Genomic DNA, 24248 nt, shown 5'->3' with positions numbered 1-24248 from the left:
ACCGCAAAAACGCAAAAAGTGCGGTGGCCGCAACCTCAGCGCAGTTGCAGCGGGTCCACCAACCCGACGGCGATGGCCATGCCCACCAGTTCCGGCAAGTGCTCGGCTTGCATGCGTTTCATCACCCGTGCCCGGTACAGGTCGATGGTCTTGACACTGACCCCCAGCTGCTCGGCGATCTCGCGGTTGCTGTAGCCCTGCACCAACGGCAGCAACACGTCCTTCTCCCGCGGCGTGAGGCTCTCCAGGCGCGCTTCGACCCGGGCCTCCCCGGCGTTGCGGCTGTGGCGGTCGTCGGCGCGACTCAGGGCCTGCTGCACACTGTCCAGCAGCAGCTGTTCGTTGTAGGGCTTCTCGATGAAGTCCACGGCGCCGGCCTTGAACGCCCGCACCACAATGGGCACATCGGCGTGGCCGCTGACGAAGATCAGCGGCAGGTGGATATCCCGCTGGCGTAGCTCTTCCTGGACGTTGAGCCCGCCCATGCCGGGCATGCGCACATCCAGCAGCACGCAGGCGTCGAGGCTGGGGTCGCAGTGTTCGAGGAACTCCCGACCGCTGGTGAAGGGCACGGCCTTGAGGCCCACCGACTCCAGCAGCCAGACGGTGGAGTCGAGCATGCCCGGGTCGTCGTCGACCACATACACCAGCTGCTGCGCCGCACTCGTCATTGCCTTGCTCCTGTTGTCGGTTGGGTGAATGAATCGGCTTGCGCCGGGGCCGTCGCCGGCAAGTGGCAGCACATCTTCAAGCCGCGGCTCTGGGGCTGGGCCTGCAAGTCGCCGCCGAAGCCTTCGACGATGCTGCGGCTCATGGACAGCCCGAGCCCCAGGCCATTGGCCTTGCTGGTGTAGAAGGGGGTGAACAGCTGCGCCAGCTGCTCGGCGGAGACGCCCGGGCCCTGGTCGCTGACGCTGACCTCGACCCCGCCTTCGCTACTGGCCTGGGCGCCGAGGACGATCTGCGAGCCCTGCTGCGGATGCACCTCGCGATTGGCCTCGATGGCGTTGCGCAACAGGTTCAACAGCACCTGCTCGAGCAAGATCCGGTCGGCGTACACCGGCGGCAGATTATCCGCCAGGCGCAGCTCGATCGTCACCTGGCAGGCCTGCGCCTCCCAGGCGCACAGGCGCACCGTTTCCCGGGCCACCTCGGCGAGGTCGAGGGCCTGGACCCGGCGCCCGCCCTTGCGCAGGAAGGCCCGCAGACGCTTGATCACTTCGGCGGCGTGGGTGGCCTGTTCGGCGATCCGCTCCAGGCCCTGGGCGACCTTCTGCACAGCCTGGGGTTGAGTATCCAAGGCTTGCAGATAGCGCTGGCTGGCGTTGGCGTAATTGACCACCGCCGCCAGCGGCTGATTGATCTCATGGGCGATGCCCGAGGCCAGTTCGCCCAGGGTCACCAGGCGCGCGGTGTGGGCCAGTTCGTCCTGGTGATGGCGCTGCTGGGCCTCGCGCAATTCCCGTTCGCTCTGGTCGTGGGCCACCAGGGAATAGAAGCGCTCGCCACTGGCCGCGCGATGGGCCAGCAGCATCAGCGACACCGGCACCGACGCGCCGCCGGCCGGCGGTTGCAGGCGCGCCTCGATGCTCCAGCGGCCTGTGTGTTCGGCGCGCTGCCAGCCTTCGCGTTGCAGGCTGTGCAGCACTTCCTGGGTGAGGATGCTTGCCAGGTCCGGCATCGGCTGCCCGGCCTCCAGGCCCAGGGTGCGCCGGGCCGCCGGGTTGAGGTAGGTCACCGCGCCGCCGGGCTGAATGAACAGCACCGGGTCGGGGTTGGCCTCCACCACTTCCGCCAGGCGCCGCTTGTTCTCTTCGGCCTGGACCCGGGAGGTGATGTCCCGGGACACCGCCACCACTTCCACCACCGCCCCGGTGTAGGTTTCGCGGATCGCCCGGCAGGCGGTCTCGAACCACAGGTAATGGCCGTCGCGATGGCGGATGCGGAAGGTCATGGTGTGGTAACCATCCTGCTCCAGGGCGTCCCGGGTGCGCTGCGTCAGCCCGGCCAGGTCCTGGCTGTGGAACAGGCTGCGGGCCAGGCGCCCGCGCAGTTCTTCGGGCCAGTAGCCGAGCAGGGTCCAGGAGGCCGGCGAGGCGTCGAGAAAGGTGCCGTCCGGGGTATGCCGGGAAATCAGGTCGGTGGTGTTCTCGGTGATCAGCCGGTACAGGCGCCGGGCCGTGGCCGACTCGCGCTCGGCGAGGATCTGCGCCGTGGCTTCGCGGCAACGGGCCAGGACCCGTTGCCTGTGCGGGTCGGGGATAAAGCTCCAGAGCAGCACCCGCTCGCCCCACTGGGCCTCGACCTCTTCGATGGCCCGCTGCTGCTCCAGGCAGGCCCGGACCAGGGCCGGGTGATTGACCGGCAGCAGCGCCACGACCTCGCTCGACGCCTCGCTATCCAGCCATTGCCGGAGCGCGGGGTTCAGGTCCACGGGCCGCGCCTCGGCGTCCAGCAGCAGGCTGGGTTGCGGGTCATGGCCGAGCCAGGGCGAGTCCGGCAGCCGGCCTTCACGCTGCAGACGCAGCCAGCGGTTCAAGTGGGTGGAGGTGGGCATAGTCAATAAACCTGCGGGCCGGATCAGCGAATTATTAATATAGTAGAAATACTATACAACTCAGGTAGTACTTCCATATCCATTGCCAAGCAGTATATAAAAGCTCCCGGATAAGTCACCGAGTGCCGCCAGGATCTGCAAGAAAACTCGCCGAGCAAAGATCAGGCAAGGCAAAAACAGGTGAGGAAGCGGAGTGTAGGGACCTACATGAGCATTCCGAGCCTGTTTTTAACGCAGCATGATCGAAGCGCAGGCAGTTTTCTTACAGATCCTAAAAGGGCCTCGGCCAATAGAGCTAATAATCAGCCACCGGATACCCGAACCATGTCCATCTACGAGCAAGGCCTCGCGCCGACGGCCGTCAACCATATCGCCCTGTCCCCCTTGAGCTTCATCGAGCGCACCGCCGCCGTTTACCCCGATTACCCGGCGGTGATCCACGGTTCGATCCGCCGCACCTGGGCCCAGACCTACAGCCGCTGCCGGCGCCTGGCCTCGGCCCTGGCCGGACGCGGGATCGGCAAGAACGACACGGTGGCGGTGATGCTGCCGAACATCCCGGCCATGCTCGAGGCCCATTTCGGCGTGCCGATGATCGGCGCCGTGCTCAACGCCCTCAACGTGCGCCTGGACGCCGAGGCCATCGCCTTCATGCTGGCCCACGGCGAGGCCAAGGTGCTGATCGCCGACCGCGAGTTCCATGAGGTGATCCACGCCGCCGTCGCCATGCTCGACCAGCCGCCACTGGTGATCGACCTCGACGACCCCGAGTACGGCGAGGGCCAGCCGGTCAGCGAGCTGGACTACGAGGCCTTCCTCGCCGAGGGCGACCCGGATTTCGCCTGGCAGTGGCCGGATGACGAATGGCAGGCCATCGCCCTGAACTACACCTCGGGCACCACCGGCAACCCCAAGGGCGTGGTCTATCACCACCGCGGCGCCTACCTCAACTCCCTGGGCAACCAGATGACCTGGGCCATGGGCAACCACCCGGTGTACCTGTGGACCCTGCCGATGTTCCACTGCAACGGCTGGTGCTACCCCTGGACCGTCACCGCCCTGGCCGGGGTCCATGTGTTCCTGCGCCGGGTCGACCCGCAGAAGATCCTCAACCTGATCCGCGAGCACCTGGTCACACACCTGTGCGGCGCGCCCATCGTGCTCAATGCCCTGGTGAACATGCCGGACTCGGCCAAGGCCGCCATCGATCACCCGGTCGACGCCATGGTGGCCGGGGCCGCGCCACCGGCCAAGGTGATTGGCGCGGTGGAGGAAATGGGCATCAAGGTGACCCACGTCTACGGCCTGACCGAGGTCTACGGCCCGGTGACCCTGTGCGCCTGGCACGCCGCCTGGGACGAGTTGCCCCTGGAACAGCGGGCGCAGATCAAGTCGCGCCAGGGCGTGCGTTACCCGACCCTGGAAGGGGTGATGGTGGCCGACCCGAAAACCCTCGCGCCCACGCCCCGCGACGGCCAGACCATCGGCGAGATCTTCATGCGCGGCAACACGGTGATGAAGGGCTACCTGAAGAACCCCAGCGCCACCGCCGAGGCCTTCGAGGGCGGCTGGTTCCACACCGGCGACCTGGGGGTGACCCACCCGGACGGTTATGTGGAGATCCGCGACCGGCTCAAGGACATCATCATTTCCGGCGGCGAGAACATCTCCACCATCGAACTGGAAGGCGTGCTCTATCGCCACCCGGCGGTGCTGGAAGCCGCGGTGGTGGCCCGCCCCGACGAGAAATGGGGCGAGACGCCCTGCGCCTTCATCACCCTCAAGGCCGACCACCAGCAGGTCAGCGAGGCCCAGATCATTGCCTTCTGTCGGGAACATCTGGCGGGCTTCAAGGTGCCGCGCACCGTGGTGTTCAGCCAATTGCCCAAGACCTCCACCGGCAAGATCCAGAAGTTCGTCCTGCGCGACATGGCGAAAAACCTCTAGTTTGAATAGACACAAACCCCGCGCACGTCGTCGTCCTGCTGGGAGTCGGCATGGCGGGGTCTAGCCTTTTTGAATCACCCGGCCCCGGCCGTTCAACCGCCACTCTTGCCCGAGGTTTGTTGCGATGCCTGAATTCAACGCCCCCCTGCGCGACATGCGCTTTGTCCTGCATGAAGTGTTCAACGCGCCCAGGCTCTGGGCCCGGCTGCCGGCCCTGGCGGAGACGGTGGATGCCAATACCGCCGACGCGATTCTCGAAGAGGCGGCCAAGGTCACCGGCCAGCTGATCGCCCCGCTCAACCGCAGCGGCGACGAGGAAGGCGCCACCTGGGACAACGGCCAAGTGCGTACCCCGGCCGGTTTCAAGGAAGCCTACGGCACCTATATCCAGGGCGGCTGGGTCGGCCTGAGCGGCAACCCGGCCTACGGCGGCATGGGCATGCCGAAGATGCTCGCGGTGCAGTTCGAAGAGATGCTCTACGCCGCCAATTCCAGCTTCGCCCTGTATTCGGCCCTGAGTTCCGGCGCCTGCCTGGCCATCGACGCCCACGCCAGCGAGGCGCTCAAGGCGCTGTACCTGCCGCCCATGTACGAAGGCCGCTGGGCCGGCTCCATGTGCCTCACCGAGGCCCATGCCGGCACCGACCTGGGGATCATCCGCACCCGCGCCGAACCCCAGGCCGACGGCAGCTACCGCATCAGCGGCAGCAAGATTTTCATCACCGGCGGCGAGCAGGACCTGACCGAAAACATCATCCACCTGGTGCTGGCCAAGCTGCCGGACGCCCCGGCCGGGCCCAAGGGCATCTCGCTGTTCCTGGTGCCGAAGATCCAGGTCGACGCCCAGGGCAACCTGGGCCAGGCCAACGCGGTGAGCTGCGGCTCCATCGAGCACAAGATGGGGATCAAGGCCTCGGCCACCTGCGTGCTGAACTTCGACGGCGCCAGCGGCTGGCTGATCGGCGAGGCCAACAAGGGCCTGGCGGCAATGTTCACCATGATGAACTACGAGCGCCTGTCCATCGGCATCCAGGGCATCGGCTGCGCCGAGAACGCCTACCAGAACGCCCGCACCTACGCCCGCGAGCGGATCCAGAGCCGCTCGCCCGCAGGCCCGGTGGCCAAGGACAAGATCGCCGACCCGATCATCGTCCACCCCGATGTGCGGCGCATGCTGCTGTCCATGAAAGCCATGACCGAAGGCGGCCGGGCCTTCGCCAGTTACGTCGGCCAGCAGCTGGACCTGGCCAAGTTCGCCGACCAGCCCCACGAGCGGCACAACGCCGAGGCCCTGGTGGCGCTGCTGACCCCGGTGGCCAAGGCGTTCTTCACCGACACCGGGCTGGACAGCTGCATCCTCGGCCAGCAGGTCTTCGGCGGCCACGGCTATATCCGCGAATGGGGCCAGGAACAGCTGGTGCGGGATGTGCGCATCGCGCAGATCTACGAAGGCACCAACGGCATCCAGGCCCTGGACCTGCTGGGGCGCAAGGTGGTGGGCAACGGCGGCGTGGCCCTGCGCCTGTTCACCGGCGAGATCCGCGACTATGCCTACCTGCCCGGCGCCGCCTACGCCGCCGAGCTGCTGGACGCGGTGCAGCGCCTGGAAGACCTCAGCGACTGGCTGCGCGAGCAGGCGGTGCAGAACCCCAACGCGGTGGGCAGCGCCTGCGTCGAGTACCTGCACCTGTTCGGCTATATGGCCTACGCCTACCTGTGGGCGCGCATGGCCCAGGTGGCCGAGCACAAGCACGCCGAGGACGAAAGCTTCTACGGCGCCAAGCTGGCCACGGCGCGCTTCTACTTCAGCCGCCTGCTGCCGCGCATCCTCAGCCTGGAGCAGAGCATCCGCGCCGGCAGCTCCTCGCTGTTCGGCCTGGAAGCGGAGCAGTTCTAACCCCCTCGGGCGGGGCTCCTGTGCCCCGCCCTGCTGCCCAATACTGCACGGCGGCGGGTGCAAAACCGGCGGCGGCCTTGCATACTTCGCGCCCCGAACACCGCCCAAGGAAGAAACGTGTTGGCGCCTGCCCCAATCATTGCCCGTCCAGCCATGCTGCTGCCCGGCACTGCGCACCTGATCGACACCTTAGCTACTCGCCCATTCCCGCCTGGTGATCCGGCCCTGTCCGCCACCGGCAGCGGCTTGCCATTCGCTTGAATCCGGCCCGCCCCGTGCCATCCCCTTCCCTGTCTTTGTCGAGAACTCCCATGCGTCGCCTGTTCACCCTGTGGTTATGGATCAACGCCCTCCTGAGCGGAATCGCCGTGGCGGCCCCGCTGGCGTTGATGGTGTTTGCCGACCTGCAACTGATCGTCCCCCGGGACGTCAGCGGCACCCTGTTCGGCGGGGCCATGGGCTTTCAGCTGTACCTCGGCCTGTGGCTCGTCTGCGCCCTCGGCTTGACCCTGGCCCTGCTCACGCGCATGCCCGGCGCCCGCCTGGCCTGGATCGTCGCCGGGCTGGTGCCGCTGCTGCTGGGCGCCTGGTGGCGGATCAATTACCCGGACGATGCCGACGGCAACCTGATCTTCAGCCCGCAAGCCTGGGAGCTGGACTACGCCATGGCGATCGGCTGCGGCTTTATCTTCAGCGGGCTGTACTGGTATCGACGCGGGCGTCTCAAGCCTCGGCCAGCCGCCACTAGCGCGGATGTGCTGTTTCTCCGGACCCTCGGCGCGCTGATCCTGGCCAGCCTGTTCATCCTTCCGCCGCTGAACTTGATCAAGCAGCAGGCCCTGCCCAATTGTGCGTTCAACAAGGCCGGGCAACAGCTGACGGTGTGCCTGGGCGATGACCCGAACGAGCAGGTGATTGTCGACTGAAGGATGGCTGTGGCCTGGCACGAGCAGCCCAGCGAGCAGCGCATGTCGGTGCGCCGGAAACCAGGCCAGGGCCGCCAGTAAATTGCATTGCGCCGCACACCATCGCAGGATGTCGCCCTGACCCACAACCGCTCAAAAGGACGTGTTCATGACAATTCGTGCTGTGGTTTTCGATTTTGGTGGCGTGCTGTTCGACTGGAATCCGCACCACCTGTACCGCCAACTGATCCCTGACGATGCCCGCCGCCAATGGTTCCTCGACACCATTTGCACCCAGGCCTGGAATACCCAGCAGGACGCCGGACGGACGCTGGCCGAAGCGACCCACAGCCTGGTGGCCGAACACCCGGAGCATGCGCCCCTGATCGAGGCCTATTACGGACGCTGGCCGGAAATGCTCCGCGGCCAGCTGGATGAAGGCGTGGCCTTGCTGGAAGACCTGCACCAGGCGCAAATGCCGCTGTTCGGGCTGACCAACTGGTCCCGGGAAACCTTCCCCTATGCCTGGGACAACTACCCGTTCCTGCAGCGTTTTCGCGACATAGTGGTCTCCGGGCAGGAGCGGCAGATCAAGCCTGATGCGGAGATCTACCACACCACTCTGCAACGCATTCGCGCGCACCTGCCGGAGGTGGCGCCTCAGGAGTTGGTGTTCATCGACGATCACGCGCCGAATATCGTCGCCGCCAACGCCCTGGGCTGGCATGCGATTCACCACCAGTCGGCGGCTGAGACCCGGCGGCAGTTGCAGGCGTTGGGATTGACGGTTTGACGCCAGCCTGTCAGCTCGCCGGCTGGTATCGCGCGCGGTAGCGGCCAGGGCTTTCGCCGGTCCATTTCTTGAACGCGCGGTGAAAGGCGCTGGGCTCCTGGAAGCCGGTGCGCTCGGCGATTTCGCCGATGCTCGCGCGGCTCTGGCGCAGCAGTTCGACGGCCATGCCGCGGCGCACTTCGTCCTTGATTTCCTGGTAGGACACACCCTCGCGCTCCAGGCGCCGCCGCAGGGTGCTGGGGCTGACCTGCACCTCGCCGGCGAAGGCTTCCAGGGTCGGCCACTGGCTGTAATGACTGCGGCGCAGGCGTTGATAGACCTGGGTCGCCAGGCCGTGCTGGTTGCGAAAACGGATCACCAGCCATTGCGGCGCGCTGCGCAGAAAGACCTTGAGCGAGGCCAGGTCCTGGACCACCGGCAGGCGCAGGAAACGGCTGGCGAATTCGATTTCGGTGCGCTCGGCGCCGAAGGTCAGGTTCGGCCCCCAGAGCAAGGCATCGTCGCTCAGGGACAGGCGCGGATAACGGAAGTCGGCGCGGTCGATGGGAATGCGCCGCCCGCCGAGCCAGCACAGCAGGCTGATCATCAGCACCAGGAAGGTCTCTTCGCCAAAACGCCCGGCGGCTTCATCGCGAGGCTGGCTGTCGAGGCTCAGCACCGCGCGCTTGCCGCGCACACTGAGGCTGCCGCGAAAGTCGCGCAGGAACAGGCCGAAGTTGGCCAGACACTGGCGCAGGGCTTTTTCCAGGGTCGGCTCCTGGATCAGCCCACGGCAGATCAGGGCAAAAGCCCCCGGCGGCAGGCCGTGGGAATCGAGCTGGAAAAACTCGTCCTGCAGCTCGCGGATCTGGATCAGCCACAGGGCCGCGAACGCGCTGGCCGGCACCCGCGCCTCGGGCTGGCCGAGCAAGGCCGGATCGATGCCCGCCTCGGCCAGCACCGCGGCCAGGCGCTCGGGCCGCTCACCCAAGGCGTGGACCATGACCTGCACGAAGTAGACCGCGACCGAATCCTTTTCCCGCATGGAATGACTGCTCTCTGTGACTGTGAACATGGCAAAAAACGCCAGCGCGGCTGAGCGCTTTTGGCATAGGCCGGGGTCGGCGCGGGCACTAGACTCGCGCCTCGAAGGTTGCATTGCAAGACGCGTTCGCGCTGCTCTGCGACACGCCCGGACGAAGAAAGAGAAGCCAAGATGAATCTGCAGAATATCGGCGTGATCGGCGCCGGCACCATGGGTAACGGTATCGCTCAGGTCTGTGCCCAGGCCGGGTTCGACGTGACCTTGCTGGACATCAGCGACAGCGCCCTGCAAAAGGCCGTGGCCACGGTGGGCAAAAACCTCGACCGGCAGGTCGCCAAGGGCAGCCTGGACGAAGCGCAGAAACAGGCGATTCTGGGGCGCATCCGCACCAGCACCGACTACGCCAGTCTGGTCGATGCGCAGTTGGTGATCGAGGCCGCCACGGAAAACCTCGAGCTGAAACTGCGGGTGCTGCAACAGATCGCCGCCCAGGTTGCCAGCACCTGTGTCATCGCCTCCAACACTTCGTCGCTGTCGATCACCCAGCTCGCCGCCAGCGTCAGCGCGCCCGAGCGCTTTATCGGCCTGCACTTCTTCAACCCGGTGCCGGTGATGGGCCTGATCGAAGTGATTCGCGGCCTGCAGACCAGCGACGCGACCCACACCCTGGCCCTGGACATGGCCACCCGCCTGGGCAAGGTCGCGATCACCGCCGGCAACCGCCCGGGCTTCGTGGTCAACCGCATCCTGGTGCCGATGATCAACGAGGCGATCCTGGTGTTGCAGGAAGGCCTGGCCAGCGCCGAGGACATCGACGCCGGCATGCGCCTGGGCTGCAACCAGCCGATCGGCCCGCTGGCCCTGGCCGACCTGATCGGCCTGGACACCCTGCTGGCGATCCTCCAAGCCCTCTACGACGGCTTCAACGACAGCAAATACCGGCCCGCGCCGCTACTCAAGGAAATGGTCGCCGCCGGTTACCTGGGGCGCAAGACCGAACGCGGCTTCCACCGCTATGGCTGAGCGTTGCTCGCGTTTCGCCGAAAGCCGCGACAGGGCCCTGGAGCTGTTCGCCAGCAAGGGTTTCGGCCAGGTCGGCATGCGCGAGCTGGCGAGCTATCTGGGGTTGACCCCGGGCTCGCTGTATCACCATTACCCGAGCAAGCAGCACCTGCTGCTGGACCTGATCGAAGAGTTCTACGACGAACTGCTCGGCACCCTGGGGCGCATCGAACGGCGGCGCAAGGCGCCGGACGATCGCCTGCGCACCCTGATCCGCGCCCACCTGAAACTGCACCGGGAACTGCCTCGGCATTTCCGCCTGGTGGAGCGCGACAGCGGTTGCCTGAACCAGGACCAGCAGCAACGGGTGCGCCAGCTGCGCGAGCAATATGAACGCCGCCTGCTGATGCTCCTCGGCCCGCTGCCGCGGCTCGGCGACGCGGCGCTGCTGGCCACCGGGCATGCCATCGCCAGCCTGCTCAACAGTGCGCCCGGCTGGCTGGCCGAACAGCCCTTGGCCGAACACGAGCGCGAAACCCTGCTGGAACACCTGCTCAGCGGCGCCCTGGAACGGCTGTTGCACAGCTCGCCGCAGAGTGCCGTGGCCTGACGCCGGGCCGGGGCGATCCTGCCCTTTTCCGCCCACTTCCGAGAGTCGAAGTACCCCCGCCGCTTGTATCTATTCTGCGTAAGCCGCGTCCTGCTGATTGCCAAACGCGCTATGTCGCCGCGCCAGTTGCTTGTCCCGCCTGAATATATTTTTTCCCGATAACGGCTATTCAAAGTTATTCGGTGGCCCTTGCGTTTGCCCCGTGCCCGGCCTGCTTAACTGCAAAAGCTGCCGGATAGCGCAGTCTCTACAACCCCCCACGGAAGGCAAAGCCATGAGTTCATCCTCGCAACATGTCATTCCGCCCTATGGAGTGGCGATTCAGAAAGCAATCTCCCTCGGCGACCTGCCGCAGATGAAGTCCCTGCTCAAACAGCGCGATAAATCCCAGAAAGAATCCAAGGATCTGAGCAGCGCTTACGAGCAATTGACACAGGAAGTCGCCCGTCTGGAACGGCGCTAAGGCCGTTTCCATTTTCTAATGCACTGGAGGCAATCATGTCCGGTTCCACTACGTCCCCTGTTGGCCTGTTTCCCCTCAGCTACCGGATCGGCAATCCGATCCCGGGCGCGCCGAGCCTTGCTCTCAACCTGTTGGTCTACACCCCCGACCAGACCGTGCGCGGCACCTCGCTCATCACCCAGGCGGTCAATCCGCCCCTGGAGTTGCAGTCCGATGTGTGGGGGCAATACACCTACCTGACCGTCATGCCGCCCAGCACGAGCAAGATCCTGGTGACCGCCCAGGGCAATCAGGGCGGACCGAGCTCCAACTCGATCGTCACCTTCAAGATCCAGTTGGTGGTGGGCGAAGACTGGCAAAGCGGCGTCGCCAACTACCAGTACTACAACGGCCATCAATGGGTATCGGTCGAAAACGTTCCGGCCCATCTGGTCGGGCCGGTGCCCTCCTACACCCTGCAAACGCACCAGGAAACCGCTCCGGCCCTGCAGGCGTATCCACCAATCCATCCGCTGTATGCCGCGCCAATCCATGGCGCCATCGCCAGCGGCGACCTGGCCCAGATGAAAACCCTGGCCAGCCAGGCCACGCAGCAACTGGAGCAGTTGCCACAACTGCGCAACGCGCTGGATGCAGCCAAGGACGAAATCGGCAAGCTCGAGCGCCGCTGACCGCCGCTCGCCCCTGACCCGACTTCCCTGAATACGAACAAGGAGTTGCACCATGCAAACTGGACTGTTCCACACCCGCCTCCACGTCACCACGGCGCTGCTGGGGGCCCCGGTTCTGACCCTCGACCTTCTGGTCAACACCCCGCAGAAAAAAGTCAGCGGCGTGGCCCGCGTGTTCAAGAGCACTTATCCGCCGGTGAACTTCTTCGCCGACGTGTGGGGTGAGTATTCCCAGCTCCATCTGGACCCCTCGACCGAAGGCCACATCATTCTAAAGCTCGACGGCAACCCCAGCGGTCCGACCAGCCAGATCGCCGAGACCTTCCACCTGCAGGGGATTCTCGGGCTCGACTGGGCCAGCGGTTCCGCCAGCTACCGGTACTACTACCAGGGCAGCTGGCAGGACGTGCAGCACGGCACCGTCAGCCAGGCGTCGATCCCGCACCCCGAACCCGTGCCGCATCACCCCATCCCGCTGTATGCCGTGGCGGTGCAGCATGCCCAGGCCAGCGGTGACCTGGCGCAACTCAAGGCGGTGGTCCGCCAGGGCGAACAGCAGCTGGCCAACAGCGATGCGTTGCGTAGCGCCTTGCAGCAGTTGAACGCCGAGATCACCCGCCTCGAAGCTCGCTGAAAGGTGGCGTCCGGGCCTGGCCTTCCTTCCCCGGGGNCCCGGCTCTCCACTGGCAAACCCTATGTCCGCACGGGCACCGCCAGGGACGGCGCGGACATCCGTCAGGTTCGTGCCGCGCGCCTGTGTGCGCCCAAAGGACTGTCCATGTCAGCCAATCGCCCCGCCCGCTACCTCAGCGAAACCGACCTCAAGCGTTACGTACCTGTGCATGTGGTCTGGGAGATCACCCTCGCCTGCGACCTCAAATGCCTGCATTGCGGCTCGCGCGCCGGCCATCGACGACCCAACGAACTCAACACCCAGGAATGCCTCGACGTGATTGACGCCCTCGCCGCCCTCGGCACGCGGGAAGTCACCCTGATCGGCGGCGAAGCCTATTTGCGCAAGGACTGGACCCGCCTGATCCAGGCCATCCACGACCACGGCATCTACTGCGCGATCCAGACCGGCGGGCGCAACCTCACTCCGGCGAAAATGCAGGCCGCGGTGGATGCCGGGCTCAACGGCGTGGGGGTTTCGCTGGACGGCCTGGCGCCCTTGCATGATGCCGTGCGCAACGTCCCGGGCTCCTTCGACAAGGCCGTGGACACCCTGCGCCGGGCCAAGCAGGCCGGGCTCGCGGTCAGCGTCAACACGCAGATCGGCGCGGCCACCCTGCCCGACTTGCCGCAGCTGATGGACCAGATCATCGAACTGGGCGCCACCCATTGGCAGATCCAGCTGACGGTGGCCATGGGCAACGCGGTGGATCACCCGGAACTCTTGCTGCAGCCCTATCAATTGCTGGAGGTCATGCCGCTGCTGGCGCGCCTCTACCGCGAAGGCCTGGAACGCGGCCTGCTGATGAACATCGGCAACAACATCGGTTACTACGGTCCTTACGAACATATGTGGCGCGGCTTCGGCGACGAGCGCGTGCACTGGAGCGGCTGCGCCGCCGGGCAGACGGTGCTGGCCCTGGAAGCCGACGGCACGGTGAAGGGCTGTCCTTCGCTGGCGACAGTGGGGTTCTCCGGCGGCAATGTGCGCGACATGAGCCTGCACGACATCTGGCACTACAGCGAAGGCATGCATTTTGGCCGCCTGCGCTCGGTCGACGACCTCTGGGGTTATTGCCGCACCTGCTACTACAACGACGTATGCCGCGGCGGCTGCACCTGGACCTCGCACTCGCTGCTGGGCAAGCCGGGCAACAATCCGTACTGCCACTACCGCGCCCTGGACCTGCAGAAAAAGGGCCTGCGCGAACGCATCGTCAAGCTTGAGGACGCCGCCAAGGCGTCGTTCGCGGTCGGCCGCTTCGACCTGATCACCGAACGCATCGACACCGGCGAGACAGTCAGCAGCGTCAGCGACAGCGGCCAGGTGATCAAGCTGGCGTGGATCAACCAGGGGCAGAAATCCCCCGAGGAAGGACGCCTGCCCACCCGACTGGCCCTGTGCCGCGGCTGCTGGCAGTACATCCATGCCCACGAAACCACCTGCCCGCACTGCTCGGCCGATGTGGCCAGCGCCGAGGCCGGCTACCTGGCCGATCGCGCCCGGCAGCAGGCGATCATGGACCGCCTGACCGGCCTGCTGGGCATGCCTCAATCCCGGTTGGTGTAACGACCAGCCAAGGCCCGTCGCCAACCGGGCGGCGGGCCTGCCGAGGGTTGTAGGCGCAGCGTGCACCTGGGGCGATAACCCGCCACGGGTCCATGAGAAAACCGTCTAAGAACAAGCCCACTGCCACACAGGTTTAGGCTTTGCTAGTGGAGGTCTCACCCATCAGCTTTTGCCAGCGGGCAGACGCGCCCGCTGCCCCTGCCTATCCGGGAGCCCCACCATGAAAATCAATCCCTACCTGATCTTCAACGGCGATTGCGCAGCCGCCTTCAAGTTCTACGCCCAGTGCCTGCAAGGCACCCTCGAAATGATGATGACCTTCGGCGAAAGCCCCGCCCGCGAGCATATGCCCGCCGAGTATCACAACCTGATCATCCACACCCGCCTGCTGGTGGGCGACCAGGCCATCATGGGCTCGGACAGCACGCCCGATCGGCCTTACTCGGGTATCCATGGCTGCTCGATATCGCTGAACGTCGACAGCATCGCCGAGGCCGAGCGGGTGTTCGCCGCGCTGGCGGACCAGGGCACTGTGCAGATGCCGTTGGAGGCCACCTTCTGGGCGGCGCGCTTCGGCATGCTGGTCGACCGCTTCGGCGCGTCGTGGATGGTCAACTGCGAAAAGGACCAGTGACAGGCGCCTGTCGTTAAGCCAAAGGTGCCGCGGCGATCCGCGGTACCTCAGGCCTCGCGCTTGGCCTCCATCGCCTGCATGGCCCCCAGCCGCTGACGCATGCCTTCGCTGGCCATCGGCCCGACCTGGACCGTGCACTCCTCCAGCGGCACCGGGCGACCATCGACCAGGTCCGCCATCATCGGCTGCACCGGCCGGCCGGTGGCGCGCTCGACAAGCTGCACGCTTTCCCCTTCCGGCGCGTAATGGCGATTGCCCCAGGCGACAAACGCCATCAGCACCACGCGAAAATCCTCGCCCCGGGCCGTCGGCACGTATTGGTAGCGCAGCGGCCGCTGGCTGTAGGCCTGGCGCTCCAGCAAGCCGGCCTCGACCAGCGAATTCAACCGGCGGGTGAGCATGTTGGGGGCGATCTCCAGGCTGCGGGAAAACTCCTCGAAACGCCGCAGGCCATGCAGGGCGTCGCGCATGATCAGGATGCTCCACCACTCGCCCACCCGCTCCAGACTGCGGGCAATCGGGCATTCTTCGTGAAGGAGGGTCTTGCGTTGCATGGCGGTTCCTCGGCTTTCGCAGTTGCGTATTTGTGGTTCGGGCATGTTACTTTCATGATGATAGTGACGTCCATAGAGCGACACACCCCACACGAGATGAAGGAGCTGAAGGTCATGAACAAACGCATTGTCGTCACCGGCATGGGCGCATTGACCCCGCTGGGCTGCGGCGTCGAACAGATCTGGCAACGCCTGCTGGCCGGGCAATCGGGTATCCGCCGGCTACCGGAAGAACTGATCGGCGACCTGCCGATCAGCATCGGCGGCCAGGTTCCCGACCGCATCCAGGACCCGCAGGCCGGCTTCGATCCGGACGCGCTGCTGGCGCCCAAGGAACAGCGCAAGATGGACCGCTTCATCCTGTTCGCCCTCGCCGCCGCCCAGGAGGCACTGACCCAGGCCGGCTGGACGCCGCAGACCGCCGAAGCCCAGGAACGTACCGCCACCATCATCGCTTCGGGCGTGGGCGGTTTCCCGGCCATCGCCGACGCCGTGCGCACCACCGACAGCAAGGGGCCGCGGCGTCTTTCGCCGTTCACCATTCCATCCTTCCTCAGCAATATGGCCGCCGGTCATGTGTCGATCCAGCATGGCCTGAAGGGACCGCTGGGCACACCGGTGACAGCCTGTGCCGCGGGTGTCCAGGCCATAGGTGACGCCGCGCGGATGATTCGCGCCGGGGAGATCGACGTCGCGGTCTGCGGCGGCACGGAAGCCACGATTCACCGGGTCAGCCTTGGCGGTTTCGCTGCCGCGCGCGCCCTGTCGAGCGATTTCAACGACACGCCGGAACGCGCTTCACGGCCCTTCGACCAGGCCCGCGACGGCTTCGTGATGGGCGAAGGCGCCGGCCTGCTGGTGATCGAGGAGCTGGAACACGCCCTGGCCCGGGGCGCCACGCCGATCGCCGAGCTGGTGGGCTACGGCACCAGCGCCGACGCCTATCACATGACCGCCGGGCCAGAAGATGGCGACGGTGCCCGTCGCGCCATGCAACAGGCGTTGCGTCAGGCTGGCGTCGAGCCGTCCCAGGTCCAGCACTTGAACGCCCACGCCACCTCGACCCCGGTGGGCGACAAAGGCGAGCTGGCGGCGATCAAGAGCGTGTTTGGCAACCACAGCGATCTGGCCATCACCTCGACCAAGTCGGCCACCGGTCACCTGCTGGGCGCTGCCGGCGGGATCGAAGCAATCTTCACCATCCTGGCGCTGCGCGACCAGATCGCCCCCGCCACCCTCAACCTGGAAAACCCGGATGCTGCCGCGCAAGGCCTCAACCTGATTCGTGGCCAGGCGCAGCCGCTGGCGATGGAATATGCCTTGTCCAATGGCTTCGGGTTTGGCGGGGTGAATGCCAGCGTGCTGTTCCGGCGCTGGGCGTAAGGCAGGGATTGTTCGCCGGGCACAGGGCGGTTTCAGCGCGGGTTCGCTGGAGCCTCAATGTGCCCGGTCAGCTCTGTGCAACTCAGCTTGCTGTCGAACCCTCCGGCACCTTCGCCAGGTTGCCGTGCATGCGCATCAGCATGGCTTTGAGCTGCTCCACTTCCGCCTCGCTGAAACCCTGGATAGCCACCTCCTCCCAATACATCGCCCGTGGTACCAGCGACTCCACCAGGGCCAGCCCCGCGGGCGTCAGGCTGATACAGACCTGACGGCCATTGGCGTCCTGCCGTTCGCGCAGGATCAGCCCCAGCTTCTGCATGTTGGTCACTTGCCGCGACAAGGTGGAGATCTCCGCCGAGACCCGCCCGCCCAGCTCGCCAAGGCTGAGCCCGCCCTGTTCCCGCAGCACCGCGAGCACCCGGTACATGACCAGCGTCAGGCCATGCTCGCCAAGCTCCTGGGAAAAGCACTCGCCCATGCGCACCCCGACACGGGTGACCAGGTAAGGCACGGCGGTGGAAAAACAGTAACTGTTCAAAGGTTCAGACCTCGGTATCCATTGCTGAGACGGCTCTGCGCGGGGGGCATGTTACGTCGTTGAGCTGATCCGGTGAAATGCGCCTGCCCCTTCCATTCGATGCTGCCCGGGAGGGGGTGGTGGCAAACATGCACTTACAAGTATTGCAAATGCAATACTTGCAAATGCAAATGTCGATTGAAATACTCCTTCCGCGATCGCCCTCGACCCAAGGCCGCCATCGCGTACCGAGCCAAGGAGGCGACACCCGGTTGACTCAACCGACGGCAACCCGGAGCCCTTCCACCTTTCACAACGGCAGATCGTCCCTATGAATGCTTCCTCTTCCTACAGTCTGGCAGCGCGGCTTTTCCACTGGAGCATGGCGCTGATCATCATCGGCGTCTGGCTGATCGGCTTTTACTCCGCCAACCTGCGTGGCGATGTGCCCAGGGGTGGCCCGGCGGTCTTCGTGCACAAGGCGATTGCCAGCACCGTGCTGTTCCTGCTGCTCGCCCGGCTCTGCTATCGCCTGACCCACCGCTACCCGGCCATGCCCGGCAGCGTCTCCAGGGCGATGTCCGGCATCGCCCATATCGCCCACGCCCTGCTCTACCTGGTCGCCATGCTCGCCGTGCCGCTTTCGGGCTGGTACTGGAGTTCGGTCGCCGGTCACCCGATCCCGCTGCTGGGCCTGTTCAACCTGCCGCCCATAGCGCCGGTGGATCAGTCCCGCTACGACCTGGCCATGTGGATACATCGCCTGCTGTCCTGGGGCGCCGGCGCCTTGATCCTGGTCCACGTGCTGGCGGCGCTCAAGCATCACTTCTTCGACAAGGACGACATTCTTGCGCGCATGTTGCCCAGGGTTCGCCGGCGCGGCTGATACCCGGTCTCAAAAGGAGGGAGGATGGGCGGCTGCGGGTCAGCCTCGAGATAACCAAAGTGTAATGACGCTGGATTTATAGCGGCTGGATCGGGCTTTTACTAGGACGATCGTGCCAACACCCCATAACCTGACCCACGCCCTCCAAATGAATGAGTAGCTTGGGCGCAGATTCCGGAGCGCGCAGTCACCAGGCTCCGGAATCCGAGCGAAGAAGAACAAGAAGACTTCAGCTCTTGTTTTTTTTCATGACTTTTTAGTTTGTGAGGGAAAACGAACCATGGCGATATTCGACTACAAGGGCCAAGACGGTCGCGTGCTCATTTCAGATGCCTGGAACCTTGCCACCTACACCAGTGGTGTAGCGACGGTAGGGGCACTCTACAACCTACCCGGGGCGGTCCTGGGCGAAGGCAACACCTTTGCCCTGCCCAAGGGCTGGCGCGAAATCAGCGCCAGTGACCTGAACATCGACAGCAGTCACCTCGACCTGACGGGCAGCTTCAAGGGCGAGAACGTGTCCGGCTCCCAGGCCAAGGTGTTCGGCCAGTACGACGAGAGTGGCAAGCTGGTCAAAATGGGCTTTTCGATTGCCGGCACCAACTCGCCGATGGACCTGCTGGGTTATCCGGCGATGATCGACAACTCCTATATCCGCGGCTACGACTACCTGCTCGACTCGATCAAGAACTACGCCACCAGCCATAACCTGACGGGCAAGGATGTACTGGTCACCGGCTACAGCCAGGGCGGCTCCGTGACCAACAGCATGTACCTGGGCAAGGACACCCTGGCCGACGGCTTTTTCAAGGATTCGGACTACTTCGGCATGGCCTCGCCAAAGGCCGGCAACAGCGACGGCATCTTCAACTTCGGCTTCGAAAACGACATCGTGCATCGGCTCATCGGCGAACAGACCGACCTGAGCGGCGCCATTCTCGCGGCCCTCAAAGGCAGTGACGCCAGCTACACCTCGACCACCGACAACATCGTGCTGTTCGACACGGTCTACTCCCTGCCCACCTGGCCCAACGGCCCCTTCTCCGTGATCAATCCCAGCGGCTGGGTGGCGCACCTCGAAGGCATCTTCATCAATCCCATCCAGCGCATCGGCCAGTCGACGTTCTACGACTACATCGAGCGCGACAGCACCATCATCATCAGCAACCTCGACCCGATCAGCCGCGGCTTCACCTGGGTCCACGACAAAGCGTCCGCCACCTCCAACCACTTCGGCACCCCGGCCTTTCTCCTCGGCACGGACAGCAACGACAAGTTGCAGGACGGCCGCAACGATGACTTCCTGGACGGCTTCGCCGGCAACGACAGCTTCAGGGTCAGCACGGGCACCGACATAGTCGCGGGCGGGGTGGGCGACGACAAAGTCTTCCTGCAGGGTACGGTCTCCAGCTACGAAGCCGTGCGCCTGAGCGACGGCAGCCTGTTTCTCAACGACACCAACGGGCGTTACGGCCTCAAGGAGCTGCACGACGTCGAGCATGTCGAGTTCGAAGGCCTCCTGGGCCAGACCTTGACCCCGGCCTTTACCGTGACCAGCAGCAAGCTCGACTACGAAGGCCTGTTCGGATCGAACAAGAGCTACGCCAAGGCCACCGAAGGCACGCAGCTGGCAGACCTCCTGAAGGGTACCGCCAGCCGCGACCTGATCTTCGGCCAGGGCGGCGACGATCTTATTGAAGGCGGCGCGGGCAATGATCTGCTGCACGGTGGAAATGGCAACGACACCCTGCTCGGCGGCAATGGCAACGACGCCCTCTATGGTGGCGCCCACAACGACATCCTGGTGGGCGGCCTGGGCAACGACACCCTCAGCGGTGGCGTGGGCAGCGATCTGTTTGTCTTCGACCAGGGCGGGTTCGGCCATGACCTGATCAGCGACTTCAACGTTCACCAGAACGGGTTCGATCAGTTGGTGTTCTCCAAATCCCTGTTCACCTCCGCAGCCGCTGTCATCAGCGCCACCAGCCAGCAAGGCAGCGACAGCCTGATCGTGGCGGGAGACAGCAGCATCACCCTGGTAGGGTTCAACCCCGCGCAACTCAGTGCGGATATGATCAGTCTGGTCTGACGTTCGATGGGCACACCCTCCTCCCCTGTGAGGGTGTTGCTCTAGCCGGCTTTGGCCATTTCAGAAATAAAAAAGGGTCCACCTTGGGGTGGACCCTTTTTTGATCGTCCGTTCTTTATTTGGCGTGCTTGAGCCATCGGCAAGATCCCCCTACGAGGGCCATGCTCTTGAGCCTGTATCGATATATTCCGTCAGACCGCCCCGGACACGAATGAAAGCCGGCACCTCGCCGAACCAGTCACGCATCTGCTGTTCCATCCGGGCCTTCTGCCAGCCACCTGCGCGGCCTGGGCGAGTATACGACGCCCCTGCTTCTCTAAGCTGGAAGAGGCCCACATGACCCGGATATCTGCACCCAGCAAGTGGGCGTGGTCTTCGTTGTGGCTGCTGCCGGTGTCGGCCAGGATCTAGGCTTGGACCTACTCCCACACCTCAGGGGCTGGAGACCTCGGACAGGTCAGATAGCTCAAACAGCGACTCAGGCGGCCTTGGTCTGTCCATGTGTCACCAGATATTTGAAGTGAGTTCATCCAGTGCGCCCCTCTAATCGGGGCGAATTGACCGCTCGAAGACGAAGTAGGTGTGGAGGATAGGAAGCTCTATAGCACTGGAGCTTCAAAAATGAGTACCTGGGAAAAAATTGTCCTGACTCTTCTCACGGCAGCCTTGGCTTGGCCTTGGCTGAAAAAGCTTTTCACTTGGAAGTCTGCACTGATACTTGTGCTAGGAGGCATCAGCCTATGGCAAATTTTTAGAACCTAACCAAGATGCAACTCGGCTCGGCAGGCTCGTTCGATCGCCTCCCAGTCGGGTTGCTTGGTTGTCATACCTGTCCCGCTTATCTCAAAGAGTTGAGCCTTTAAGCCGACCGTCATCTTTTTCAATCATCTCGGCGTTAAATGTTGCCGTATGATGCTGCTCAACTTTATCAAACCAATCGCAGGTCACTTGGACGCTGTAACCTTCGCTTATGTCGTTATCAACATATCTAACAGTCATAACCGGGCCACCACTTTTCAAAACCACTAGATCGCCCTTCTCGAAATTCGACATGGCCTTGCTCCATGGATGATTGAGCATTCATCATGGGCTGCAGCAAACCTAGGTGCAATTATCCCTACAGAACCATTAGATGGTTTCCTCATCGCATATCGCGACACGATTTGATTGATTCGCTAAACGTGCCGCGGCCTACGCTGCTAGCTGCAGCTGCTTGTTGAACAGCTCGCGAATCTCGCCAAGCCTGGTCATCACCAGCGGCTCCCTCTTCAAGTGGATCAGGTGGGCCAGCTGGTGGACGATCCCCTCATCAGAAAGGACCTGGCTCGACGGCAGCTCCTTGAACCAGCACACGAACACGGCGAAGTGCAGTGCCGCGGGCAGCTCCTTCAGGAAGCGCTTGTCGGTCATCCCGGCAAAACGGGCGTGCTCCTCGCGCAGATCCTGGTAACTGGCCGAGTACTCGCGGCCACCGATGACGTAGTCCACTACCCCACCTCATCCACTTTCCGTTCAGCCCAGCACTTGCCGAGCTGGCGAGCCTGCTCAACGCCCAGGACGCCGATAAAGCCGGCAGTGGCAAATGACCAGGCGATGCTGAAGCCGAGCGCCTTCACGACCGGCCCCACAACCATCACGATCAGCGCGCCCAGGGCCGCCTCGATGAACTGGCGCTAGGGACTGGTCTCCTTGGCGTCGTACTGAATGCGAAGCCAGGTCAGAGCGAAGGTCAGCACCATGGTGAGGCCGTTCTCTCTCAGGGCGGTAAGGACCAACACCCAGAACGAAGGATCTTTTTCTGGCGTGTTCGGCATCTCGATTTCCTCCCGGTCGGGAGCGGATGGATTAAAAGGCCTGCGTTGGCCCGGGCATAGCCCAAAACAAAAAGGCCCCAGCGAATGCTGGGGCCCTGAATAGGTGCGCGTATCTTTCTGCAGCCCACCAAAGCAGTACCGATAACGACAGGACACTTCCGCTGATGACGCACGCAGTAGCTATACGAGACGTGGGGTCATCTCGCTCTTAACTGATCGTACGGAATCACTAGGCCCATTTGACCCCAGCCTTGAGGCATAACACTGTCATTTGCATGCGCGGTCAGGGTTCTCTCTCTGCAGGTAATGCAATAGCCTGCAACAGTTGGTTCATACCCAAAAACCTTGATGATTAGCTGGATAAGCTCAATGCGAAGGCGAACCATGTCACCTTCAGGATCCATCCAGCCCTTACCAAGGCCAACCATGAATTTAGTTGCTTGTCTTTGTTTTTTGAACCATTCGCGGAAGTTTGTTAACGATGTTTCATTCCATCGCGGTGGGTTACTTGAAGTATCCATGCAATTAATTGTGTTGTAATGAGCAATAGCTATTCGATTCGATGTATCGAAACCCACCACAGCAATACAATTGGCAAGTCCACCGGTACCCACCTCCCCGTTAGCGCTTGCCAAATTGGACAATCTGTCATATCCAGCAGCTTCCATTGCTTGTACCTCCTTTGATTGGAACAACCAGCATAGACGCAGAAAAACATACGTAGCGCATGGGCCTCAAATTGAATTGAGCAAGGCGGCTGCTCTACCACTGGAGCTATGACGGCGAATTCAAGGCATAAAAAATCCGGCGCGACGGCCGGGTTTCACCAAGGCTGAGAAGCCTCAAATGGAGCAGGGAACTGCGCCAGCAGCGACGCAGCTACACCAGAAGACGGATACCACAATTGCAACAGGCTTAAAGAACATTCCAGCGATGTCAGTGATCAGGAAAATCAGCCAGGCGCGCCAGTCCGCCAGATCATCGTTGTGCCACCAGCTCGCGACGACAGCGCCGACCAGTCCTGCGATCAGCAATTCAAACCTGTCGATTTTGTCGAGCAGGCGCTGCAATAACTCCATGCGCTCGACTCCGTGGGTACATGTGAATAGGTCGGCGCCGCTGCACTCCCAGCTCGGAGCAATGGGTGTGGGGAGCCGAAAACGAAAAAGCCCCGATCAATATCGAGGCCTTGAAATGGGTGCGAGACTTCTCGCATGTAAGAGGGTCGCCCCCTGACAGGCACGACCCTTTTGCTACTCCCGCCTTATCTGCGCGGGGCGAGCTTGGGCATTACGCCGCTAGCTCATTTGGGGAGCGATCAGAACTCCCAACCGATATGGCCGTAGGTTGGGTATGGGTCCGTACCGTTATGCTCGGCACTGGTGTTGTCGGGGTAGTAGACCTTCCGTCGACGCGCTGTTGGCGTGAAGCCAAAACGAGCCCAAACCGGGGTTTCTTGAACGATCGCGAGGCTGCCATTTGGCTGAAGGCGCAGAGTGGCGCCAGGATGGCCACCAGTGCCCGACTGCCAGATCGGTACGTTATTCGCTGCATAAATAACGAAATTACCATCATTCTGGAATACAGCTCGAACCGCACCCTTGTTCTGGGTGTAGCTGGCCCATCGAACGCTCCAGTTCGGGCCATAGTTCACGACGTTGCCGTCCCCTTGGAAGATCAAGGCACCATCACCGGCAAAGTAAGGCACCCCCATCTGCAGGTCAGTTGTGCCACCGAAAAGATACGCACCACCACCTGGATCAAGCGGAATGGATGGGGTGCCATTCCAGATTGCCTGAGAATCGACCAGAACGATGTTGCCGTCGTTCTGCAATGCCATATGAGTTCGGTTCCACTGATCCTCACTGGTGAAGCCAGAGTTATTGGTCAGCCACGTACGCCCCCGGAGCGGATCATCGAGAAACGCGCCAAATTGGACATACAGCTGCACCGGCACCTGGTATCGCAATGGAATGGTTGAAGTGTAAGGGGTAGTTTCGTTGGCGATCCAAACCACTACGCCATTGTCCTGCAACGCCAGGTTGCCGTCGGCTTGCAGCAGCAGCTTGAATCGGCCGTTTGGCGAAAGCAGGAACTGGCCCGGGGACATGGTTTGATAAGCAGGGAGGATCGAAGTACCGCTACGTTGGAATGGAGTACGTGTACGTCCAGCCATATTGTTCACCTATTGAGTCGAATGATTGTTCGCGGAGGATTCCGCTCTCATGTCGCTCAAAGGCGATTACTCGAAGCTCAAGGC

General features: G+C 63.4%; 24 protein-coding genes and 2 pseudogenes. 14 read left to right on the top strand and 12 right to left on the bottom strand.

What is annotated here, in order from left to right; all coding sequences use genetic code 11:
* Positions 1 to 35: 35 nt before the first annotated feature.
* Complete coding sequence (locus ACTJKT_RS21145; RefSeq protein WP_440788420.1) at positions 36 to 671, bottom strand: response regulator transcription factor; 636 nt, start codon at positions 669 to 671, stop codon at positions 36 to 38.
* A complete protein-coding gene (locus tag ACTJKT_RS21140) occupies positions 668 to 2557 on the bottom strand; it encodes a PAS domain-containing sensor histidine kinase (RefSeq protein ID WP_440788419.1) in 1890 nt (629 codons plus the stop codon). Before ACTJKT_RS21140 ends, ACTJKT_RS21145 begins: the two co-directional genes overlap by 4 nt.
* Before the next feature lie 324 nt (positions 2558 to 2881).
* Between ACTJKT_RS21140 and ACTJKT_RS21135 the strand changes: the two genes are divergently transcribed.
* The 4 genes from ACTJKT_RS21135 to ACTJKT_RS21120 all read left to right on the top strand — a co-directional run bounded on the left by ACTJKT_RS21135 (position 2882) and on the right by ACTJKT_RS21120 (position 8099).
* Positions 2882 to 4504, top strand: coding sequence for an acyl-CoA synthetase (locus tag ACTJKT_RS21135; protein ID WP_440788418.1), 1623 nt, complete (start codon positions 2882 to 2884; stop codon positions 4502 to 4504).
* Between the two features lie 124 nt (positions 4505 to 4628).
* Positions 4629 to 6401 (top strand): acyl-CoA dehydrogenase C-terminal domain-containing protein, encoded by a 1773-nt coding sequence (locus tag ACTJKT_RS21130; protein ID WP_440788417.1) that lies wholly within the window; start codon positions 4629 to 4631, stop codon positions 6399 to 6401.
* Between the two features lie 311 nt (positions 6402 to 6712).
* Positions 6713 to 7327: a hypothetical protein gene (locus tag ACTJKT_RS21125; protein ID WP_440788416.1), complete on the top strand. Its 615-nt coding sequence runs from the start codon at positions 6713 to 6715 to the stop codon at positions 7325 to 7327.
* Positions 7328 to 7475: 148 nt separating this feature from the next.
* Positions 7476 to 8099, top strand: coding sequence for an HAD family hydrolase (locus tag ACTJKT_RS21120; RefSeq protein ID WP_440788415.1), 624 nt, complete (start codon positions 7476 to 7478; stop codon positions 8097 to 8099).
* A gap of 10 nt (positions 8100 to 8109) precedes the next feature.
* On the opposite strand, the gene ACTJKT_RS21115 is transcribed toward ACTJKT_RS21120, so the two are convergent.
* Positions 8110 to 9123, bottom strand: coding sequence for an AraC family transcriptional regulator (locus tag ACTJKT_RS21115; protein ID WP_440788513.1), 1014 nt, complete (start codon positions 9121 to 9123; stop codon positions 8110 to 8112).
* Positions 9124 to 9294: 171 nt separating this feature from the next.
* On the opposite strand from ACTJKT_RS21115, the gene ACTJKT_RS21110 reads away from it, so the two are divergent.
* From ACTJKT_RS21110 to ACTJKT_RS21080, 7 genes are all read left to right on the top strand, one after another.
* Entirely contained in the window at positions 9295 to 10146 is an 852-nt protein-coding gene (locus tag ACTJKT_RS21110; RefSeq protein ID WP_440788414.1) for a 3-hydroxybutyryl-CoA dehydrogenase, read from the top strand.
* Positions 10139 to 10735, top strand: coding sequence for a TetR/AcrR family transcriptional regulator (locus ACTJKT_RS21105; RefSeq protein WP_440788413.1), 597 nt, complete (start codon positions 10139 to 10141; stop codon positions 10733 to 10735). The genes ACTJKT_RS21110 and ACTJKT_RS21105 overlap by 8 nt, the downstream gene beginning before the upstream one ends.
* 274 nt (positions 10736 to 11009) lie before the next feature.
* The gene (locus ACTJKT_RS21100; RefSeq protein ID WP_440788412.1) at positions 11010 to 11198 is read left to right on the top strand and encodes a DUF1843 domain-containing protein; all 189 of its coding nucleotides are present in this window, start codon (positions 11010 to 11012) and stop codon (positions 11196 to 11198) included.
* 35 nt (positions 11199 to 11233) lie between these two features.
* Positions 11234 to 11869 (top strand): DUF1842 domain-containing protein, encoded by a 636-nt coding sequence (locus ACTJKT_RS21095; RefSeq protein WP_097302757.1) that lies wholly within the window; start codon positions 11234 to 11236, stop codon positions 11867 to 11869.
* A 52-nt stretch (positions 11870 to 11921) separates the two neighbouring features.
* Positions 11922 to 12503, top strand: coding sequence for a DUF1842 domain-containing protein (locus ACTJKT_RS21090; protein ID WP_440788411.1), 582 nt, complete (start codon positions 11922 to 11924; stop codon positions 12501 to 12503).
* A 144-nt stretch (positions 12504 to 12647) separates the two neighbouring features.
* The gene (locus ACTJKT_RS21085; RefSeq protein WP_440788410.1) at positions 12648 to 14111 is read left to right on the top strand and encodes a GDL motif peptide-associated radical SAM/SPASM maturase; all 1464 of its coding nucleotides are present in this window, start codon (positions 12648 to 12650) and stop codon (positions 14109 to 14111) included.
* 220 nt (positions 14112 to 14331) lie between these two features.
* The gene (locus tag ACTJKT_RS21080; protein ID WP_440788409.1) at positions 14332 to 14745 is read left to right on the top strand and encodes a VOC family protein; all 414 of its coding nucleotides are present in this window, start codon (positions 14332 to 14334) and stop codon (positions 14743 to 14745) included.
* A gap of 47 nt (positions 14746 to 14792) precedes the next feature.
* Here ACTJKT_RS21080 and ACTJKT_RS21075 read toward each other — a convergent pair whose 3' ends face one another.
* Complete coding sequence (locus ACTJKT_RS21075; RefSeq protein ID WP_440788408.1) at positions 14793 to 15299, bottom strand: winged helix-turn-helix transcriptional regulator; 507 nt, start codon at positions 15297 to 15299, stop codon at positions 14793 to 14795.
* 114 nt (positions 15300 to 15413) lie between these two features.
* Here ACTJKT_RS21075 and fabF point away from each other — a divergent pair, with 114 nt between their 5' ends.
* A complete protein-coding gene (gene fabF / locus ACTJKT_RS21070) occupies positions 15414 to 16682 on the top strand; it encodes a beta-ketoacyl-ACP synthase II (RefSeq protein WP_440788407.1) in 1269 nt (422 codons plus the stop codon).
* Between the two features lie 82 nt (positions 16683 to 16764).
* On the opposite strand, the gene ACTJKT_RS21065 is transcribed toward fabF, so the two are convergent.
* The gene (locus tag ACTJKT_RS21065) at positions 16765 to 17220 is read right to left on the bottom strand and encodes a MarR family winged helix-turn-helix transcriptional regulator (RefSeq protein ID WP_025804128.1); all 456 of its coding nucleotides are present in this window, start codon (positions 17218 to 17220) and stop codon (positions 16765 to 16767) included.
* Between the two features lie 310 nt (positions 17221 to 17530).
* Here ACTJKT_RS21065 and ACTJKT_RS21060 point away from each other — a divergent pair, with 310 nt between their 5' ends.
* Positions 17531 to 18085, top strand: coding sequence for a cytochrome b (locus ACTJKT_RS21060; RefSeq protein ID WP_440788406.1), 555 nt, complete (start codon positions 17531 to 17533; stop codon positions 18083 to 18085).
* Between the two features lie 280 nt (positions 18086 to 18365).
* Positions 18366 to 20174: a calcium-binding protein gene (locus ACTJKT_RS21055; protein ID WP_440788405.1), complete on the top strand. Its 1809-nt coding sequence runs from the start codon at positions 18366 to 18368 to the stop codon at positions 20172 to 20174.
* A gap of 210 nt (positions 20175 to 20384) precedes the next feature.
* Here the strand turns inward: ACTJKT_RS21055 and ACTJKT_RS21050 are convergent.
* The 7 genes and pseudogenes from ACTJKT_RS21050 to ACTJKT_RS21020 form a co-directional block, all read right to left on the bottom strand.
* A pseudogene (locus tag ACTJKT_RS21050) lies at positions 20385 to 20675 on the bottom strand (putative metallopeptidase); the annotation flags it as partial.
* A gap of 342 nt (positions 20676 to 21017) precedes the next feature.
* Entirely contained in the window at positions 21018 to 21227 is a 210-nt protein-coding gene (locus ACTJKT_RS21045) for a DUF2158 domain-containing protein (RefSeq protein WP_158703154.1), read from the bottom strand.
* Positions 21228 to 21365: 138 nt separating this feature from the next.
* Positions 21366 to 21662: a hypothetical protein gene (locus ACTJKT_RS21040; RefSeq protein ID WP_440788404.1), complete on the bottom strand. Its 297-nt coding sequence runs from the start codon at positions 21660 to 21662 to the stop codon at positions 21366 to 21368.
* A complete protein-coding gene (locus ACTJKT_RS21035; RefSeq protein WP_440788511.1) occupies positions 21662 to 21838 on the bottom strand; it encodes a phage holin family protein in 177 nt (58 codons plus the stop codon). The genes ACTJKT_RS21040 and ACTJKT_RS21035 overlap by 1 nt, the downstream gene beginning before the upstream one ends.
* Positions 21839 to 22185: 347 nt before the next feature.
* On the bottom strand, positions 22186 to 22656 hold the full coding sequence (locus tag ACTJKT_RS21030; protein ID WP_440788403.1) for a hypothetical protein: 471 nt from the start codon (positions 22654 to 22656) through the stop codon (positions 22186 to 22188).
* A gap of 261 nt (positions 22657 to 22917) precedes the next feature.
* Positions 22918 to 23067, bottom strand: a pseudogene (locus ACTJKT_RS21025) (MFS transporter); the annotation flags it as partial.
* Between the two features lie 239 nt (positions 23068 to 23306).
* A complete protein-coding gene (locus ACTJKT_RS21020; RefSeq protein WP_096373613.1) occupies positions 23307 to 24164 on the bottom strand; it encodes a putidacin L1 family lectin-like bacteriocin in 858 nt (285 codons plus the stop codon).
* Positions 24165 to 24248 lie beyond the last annotated feature (84 nt).

Origin of the sequence: Pseudomonas sp. 22526 (assembly GCF_052044735.1) — a bacterium.
GTDB lineage: Bacteria > Pseudomonadota > Gammaproteobacteria > Pseudomonadales > Pseudomonadaceae > Aquipseudomonas > Aquipseudomonas piscium.
The sequence above is the reverse complement of the archived record's forward strand: the minus strand, read 5'-3'. Positions and strand labels throughout refer to the sequence as shown.

Excerpts from the sequence above, each read along its gene's own strand:
- ACTJKT_RS21145 (WP_440788420.1), bottom strand. The coding sequence starts at position 671 with ATGACGAGTGCGGCGCAGCAGCTGGTGTATGTGGTCGACGACGACCCG.
- ACTJKT_RS21140 (WP_440788419.1), bottom strand. The coding sequence starts at position 2,557 with ATGCCCACCTCCACCCACTTGAACCGCTGGCTGCGTCTGCAGCGTGAA.
- ACTJKT_RS21135 (WP_440788418.1), top strand. The coding sequence starts at position 2,882 with ATGTCCATCTACGAGCAAGGCCTCGCGCCGACGGCCGTCAACCATATC.
- ACTJKT_RS21130 (WP_440788417.1), top strand. The coding sequence starts at position 4,629 with ATGCCTGAATTCAACGCCCCCCTGCGCGACATGCGCTTTGTCCTGCAT.
- ACTJKT_RS21125 (WP_440788416.1), top strand. The coding sequence starts at position 6,713 with ATGCGTCGCCTGTTCACCCTGTGGTTATGGATCAACGCCCTCCTGAGC.
- ACTJKT_RS21120 (WP_440788415.1), top strand. The coding sequence starts at position 7,476 with ATGACAATTCGTGCTGTGGTTTTCGATTTTGGTGGCGTGCTGTTCGAC.
- ACTJKT_RS21115 (WP_440788513.1), bottom strand. The coding sequence starts at position 9,123 with ATGCGGGAAAAGGATTCGGTCGCGGTCTACTTCGTGCAGGTCATGGTC.
- ACTJKT_RS21110 (WP_440788414.1), top strand. The coding sequence starts at position 9,295 with ATGAATCTGCAGAATATCGGCGTGATCGGCGCCGGCACCATGGGTAAC.
- ACTJKT_RS21105 (WP_440788413.1), top strand. The coding sequence starts at position 10,139 with ATGGCTGAGCGTTGCTCGCGTTTCGCCGAAAGCCGCGACAGGGCCCTG.
- ACTJKT_RS21100 (WP_440788412.1), top strand. The coding sequence starts at position 11,010 with ATGAGTTCATCCTCGCAACATGTCATTCCGCCCTATGGAGTGGCGATT.
- ACTJKT_RS21095 (WP_097302757.1), top strand. The coding sequence starts at position 11,234 with ATGTCCGGTTCCACTACGTCCCCTGTTGGCCTGTTTCCCCTCAGCTAC.
- ACTJKT_RS21090 (WP_440788411.1), top strand. The coding sequence starts at position 11,922 with ATGCAAACTGGACTGTTCCACACCCGCCTCCACGTCACCACGGCGCTG.
- ACTJKT_RS21085 (WP_440788410.1), top strand. The coding sequence starts at position 12,648 with ATGTCAGCCAATCGCCCCGCCCGCTACCTCAGCGAAACCGACCTCAAG.
- ACTJKT_RS21080 (WP_440788409.1), top strand. The coding sequence starts at position 14,332 with ATGAAAATCAATCCCTACCTGATCTTCAACGGCGATTGCGCAGCCGCC.
- ACTJKT_RS21075 (WP_440788408.1), bottom strand. The coding sequence starts at position 15,299 with ATGCAACGCAAGACCCTCCTTCACGAAGAATGCCCGATTGCCCGCAGT.
- fabF (WP_440788407.1), top strand. The coding sequence starts at position 15,414 with ATGAACAAACGCATTGTCGTCACCGGCATGGGCGCATTGACCCCGCTG.
- ACTJKT_RS21060 (WP_440788406.1), top strand. The coding sequence starts at position 17,531 with ATGAATGCTTCCTCTTCCTACAGTCTGGCAGCGCGGCTTTTCCACTGG.
- ACTJKT_RS21055 (WP_440788405.1), top strand. The coding sequence starts at position 18,366 with ATGGCGATATTCGACTACAAGGGCCAAGACGGTCGCGTGCTCATTTCA.
- ACTJKT_RS21045 (WP_158703154.1), bottom strand. The coding sequence starts at position 21,227 with ATGTCGAATTTCGAGAAGGGCGATCTAGTGGTTTTGAAAAGTGGTGGC.
- ACTJKT_RS21030 (WP_440788403.1), bottom strand. The coding sequence starts at position 22,656 with ATGGAAGCTGCTGGATATGACAGATTGTCCAATTTGGCAAGCGCTAAC.
- ACTJKT_RS21020 (WP_096373613.1), bottom strand. The coding sequence starts at position 24,164 with ATGGCTGGACGTACACGTACTCCATTCCAACGTAGCGGTACTTCGATC.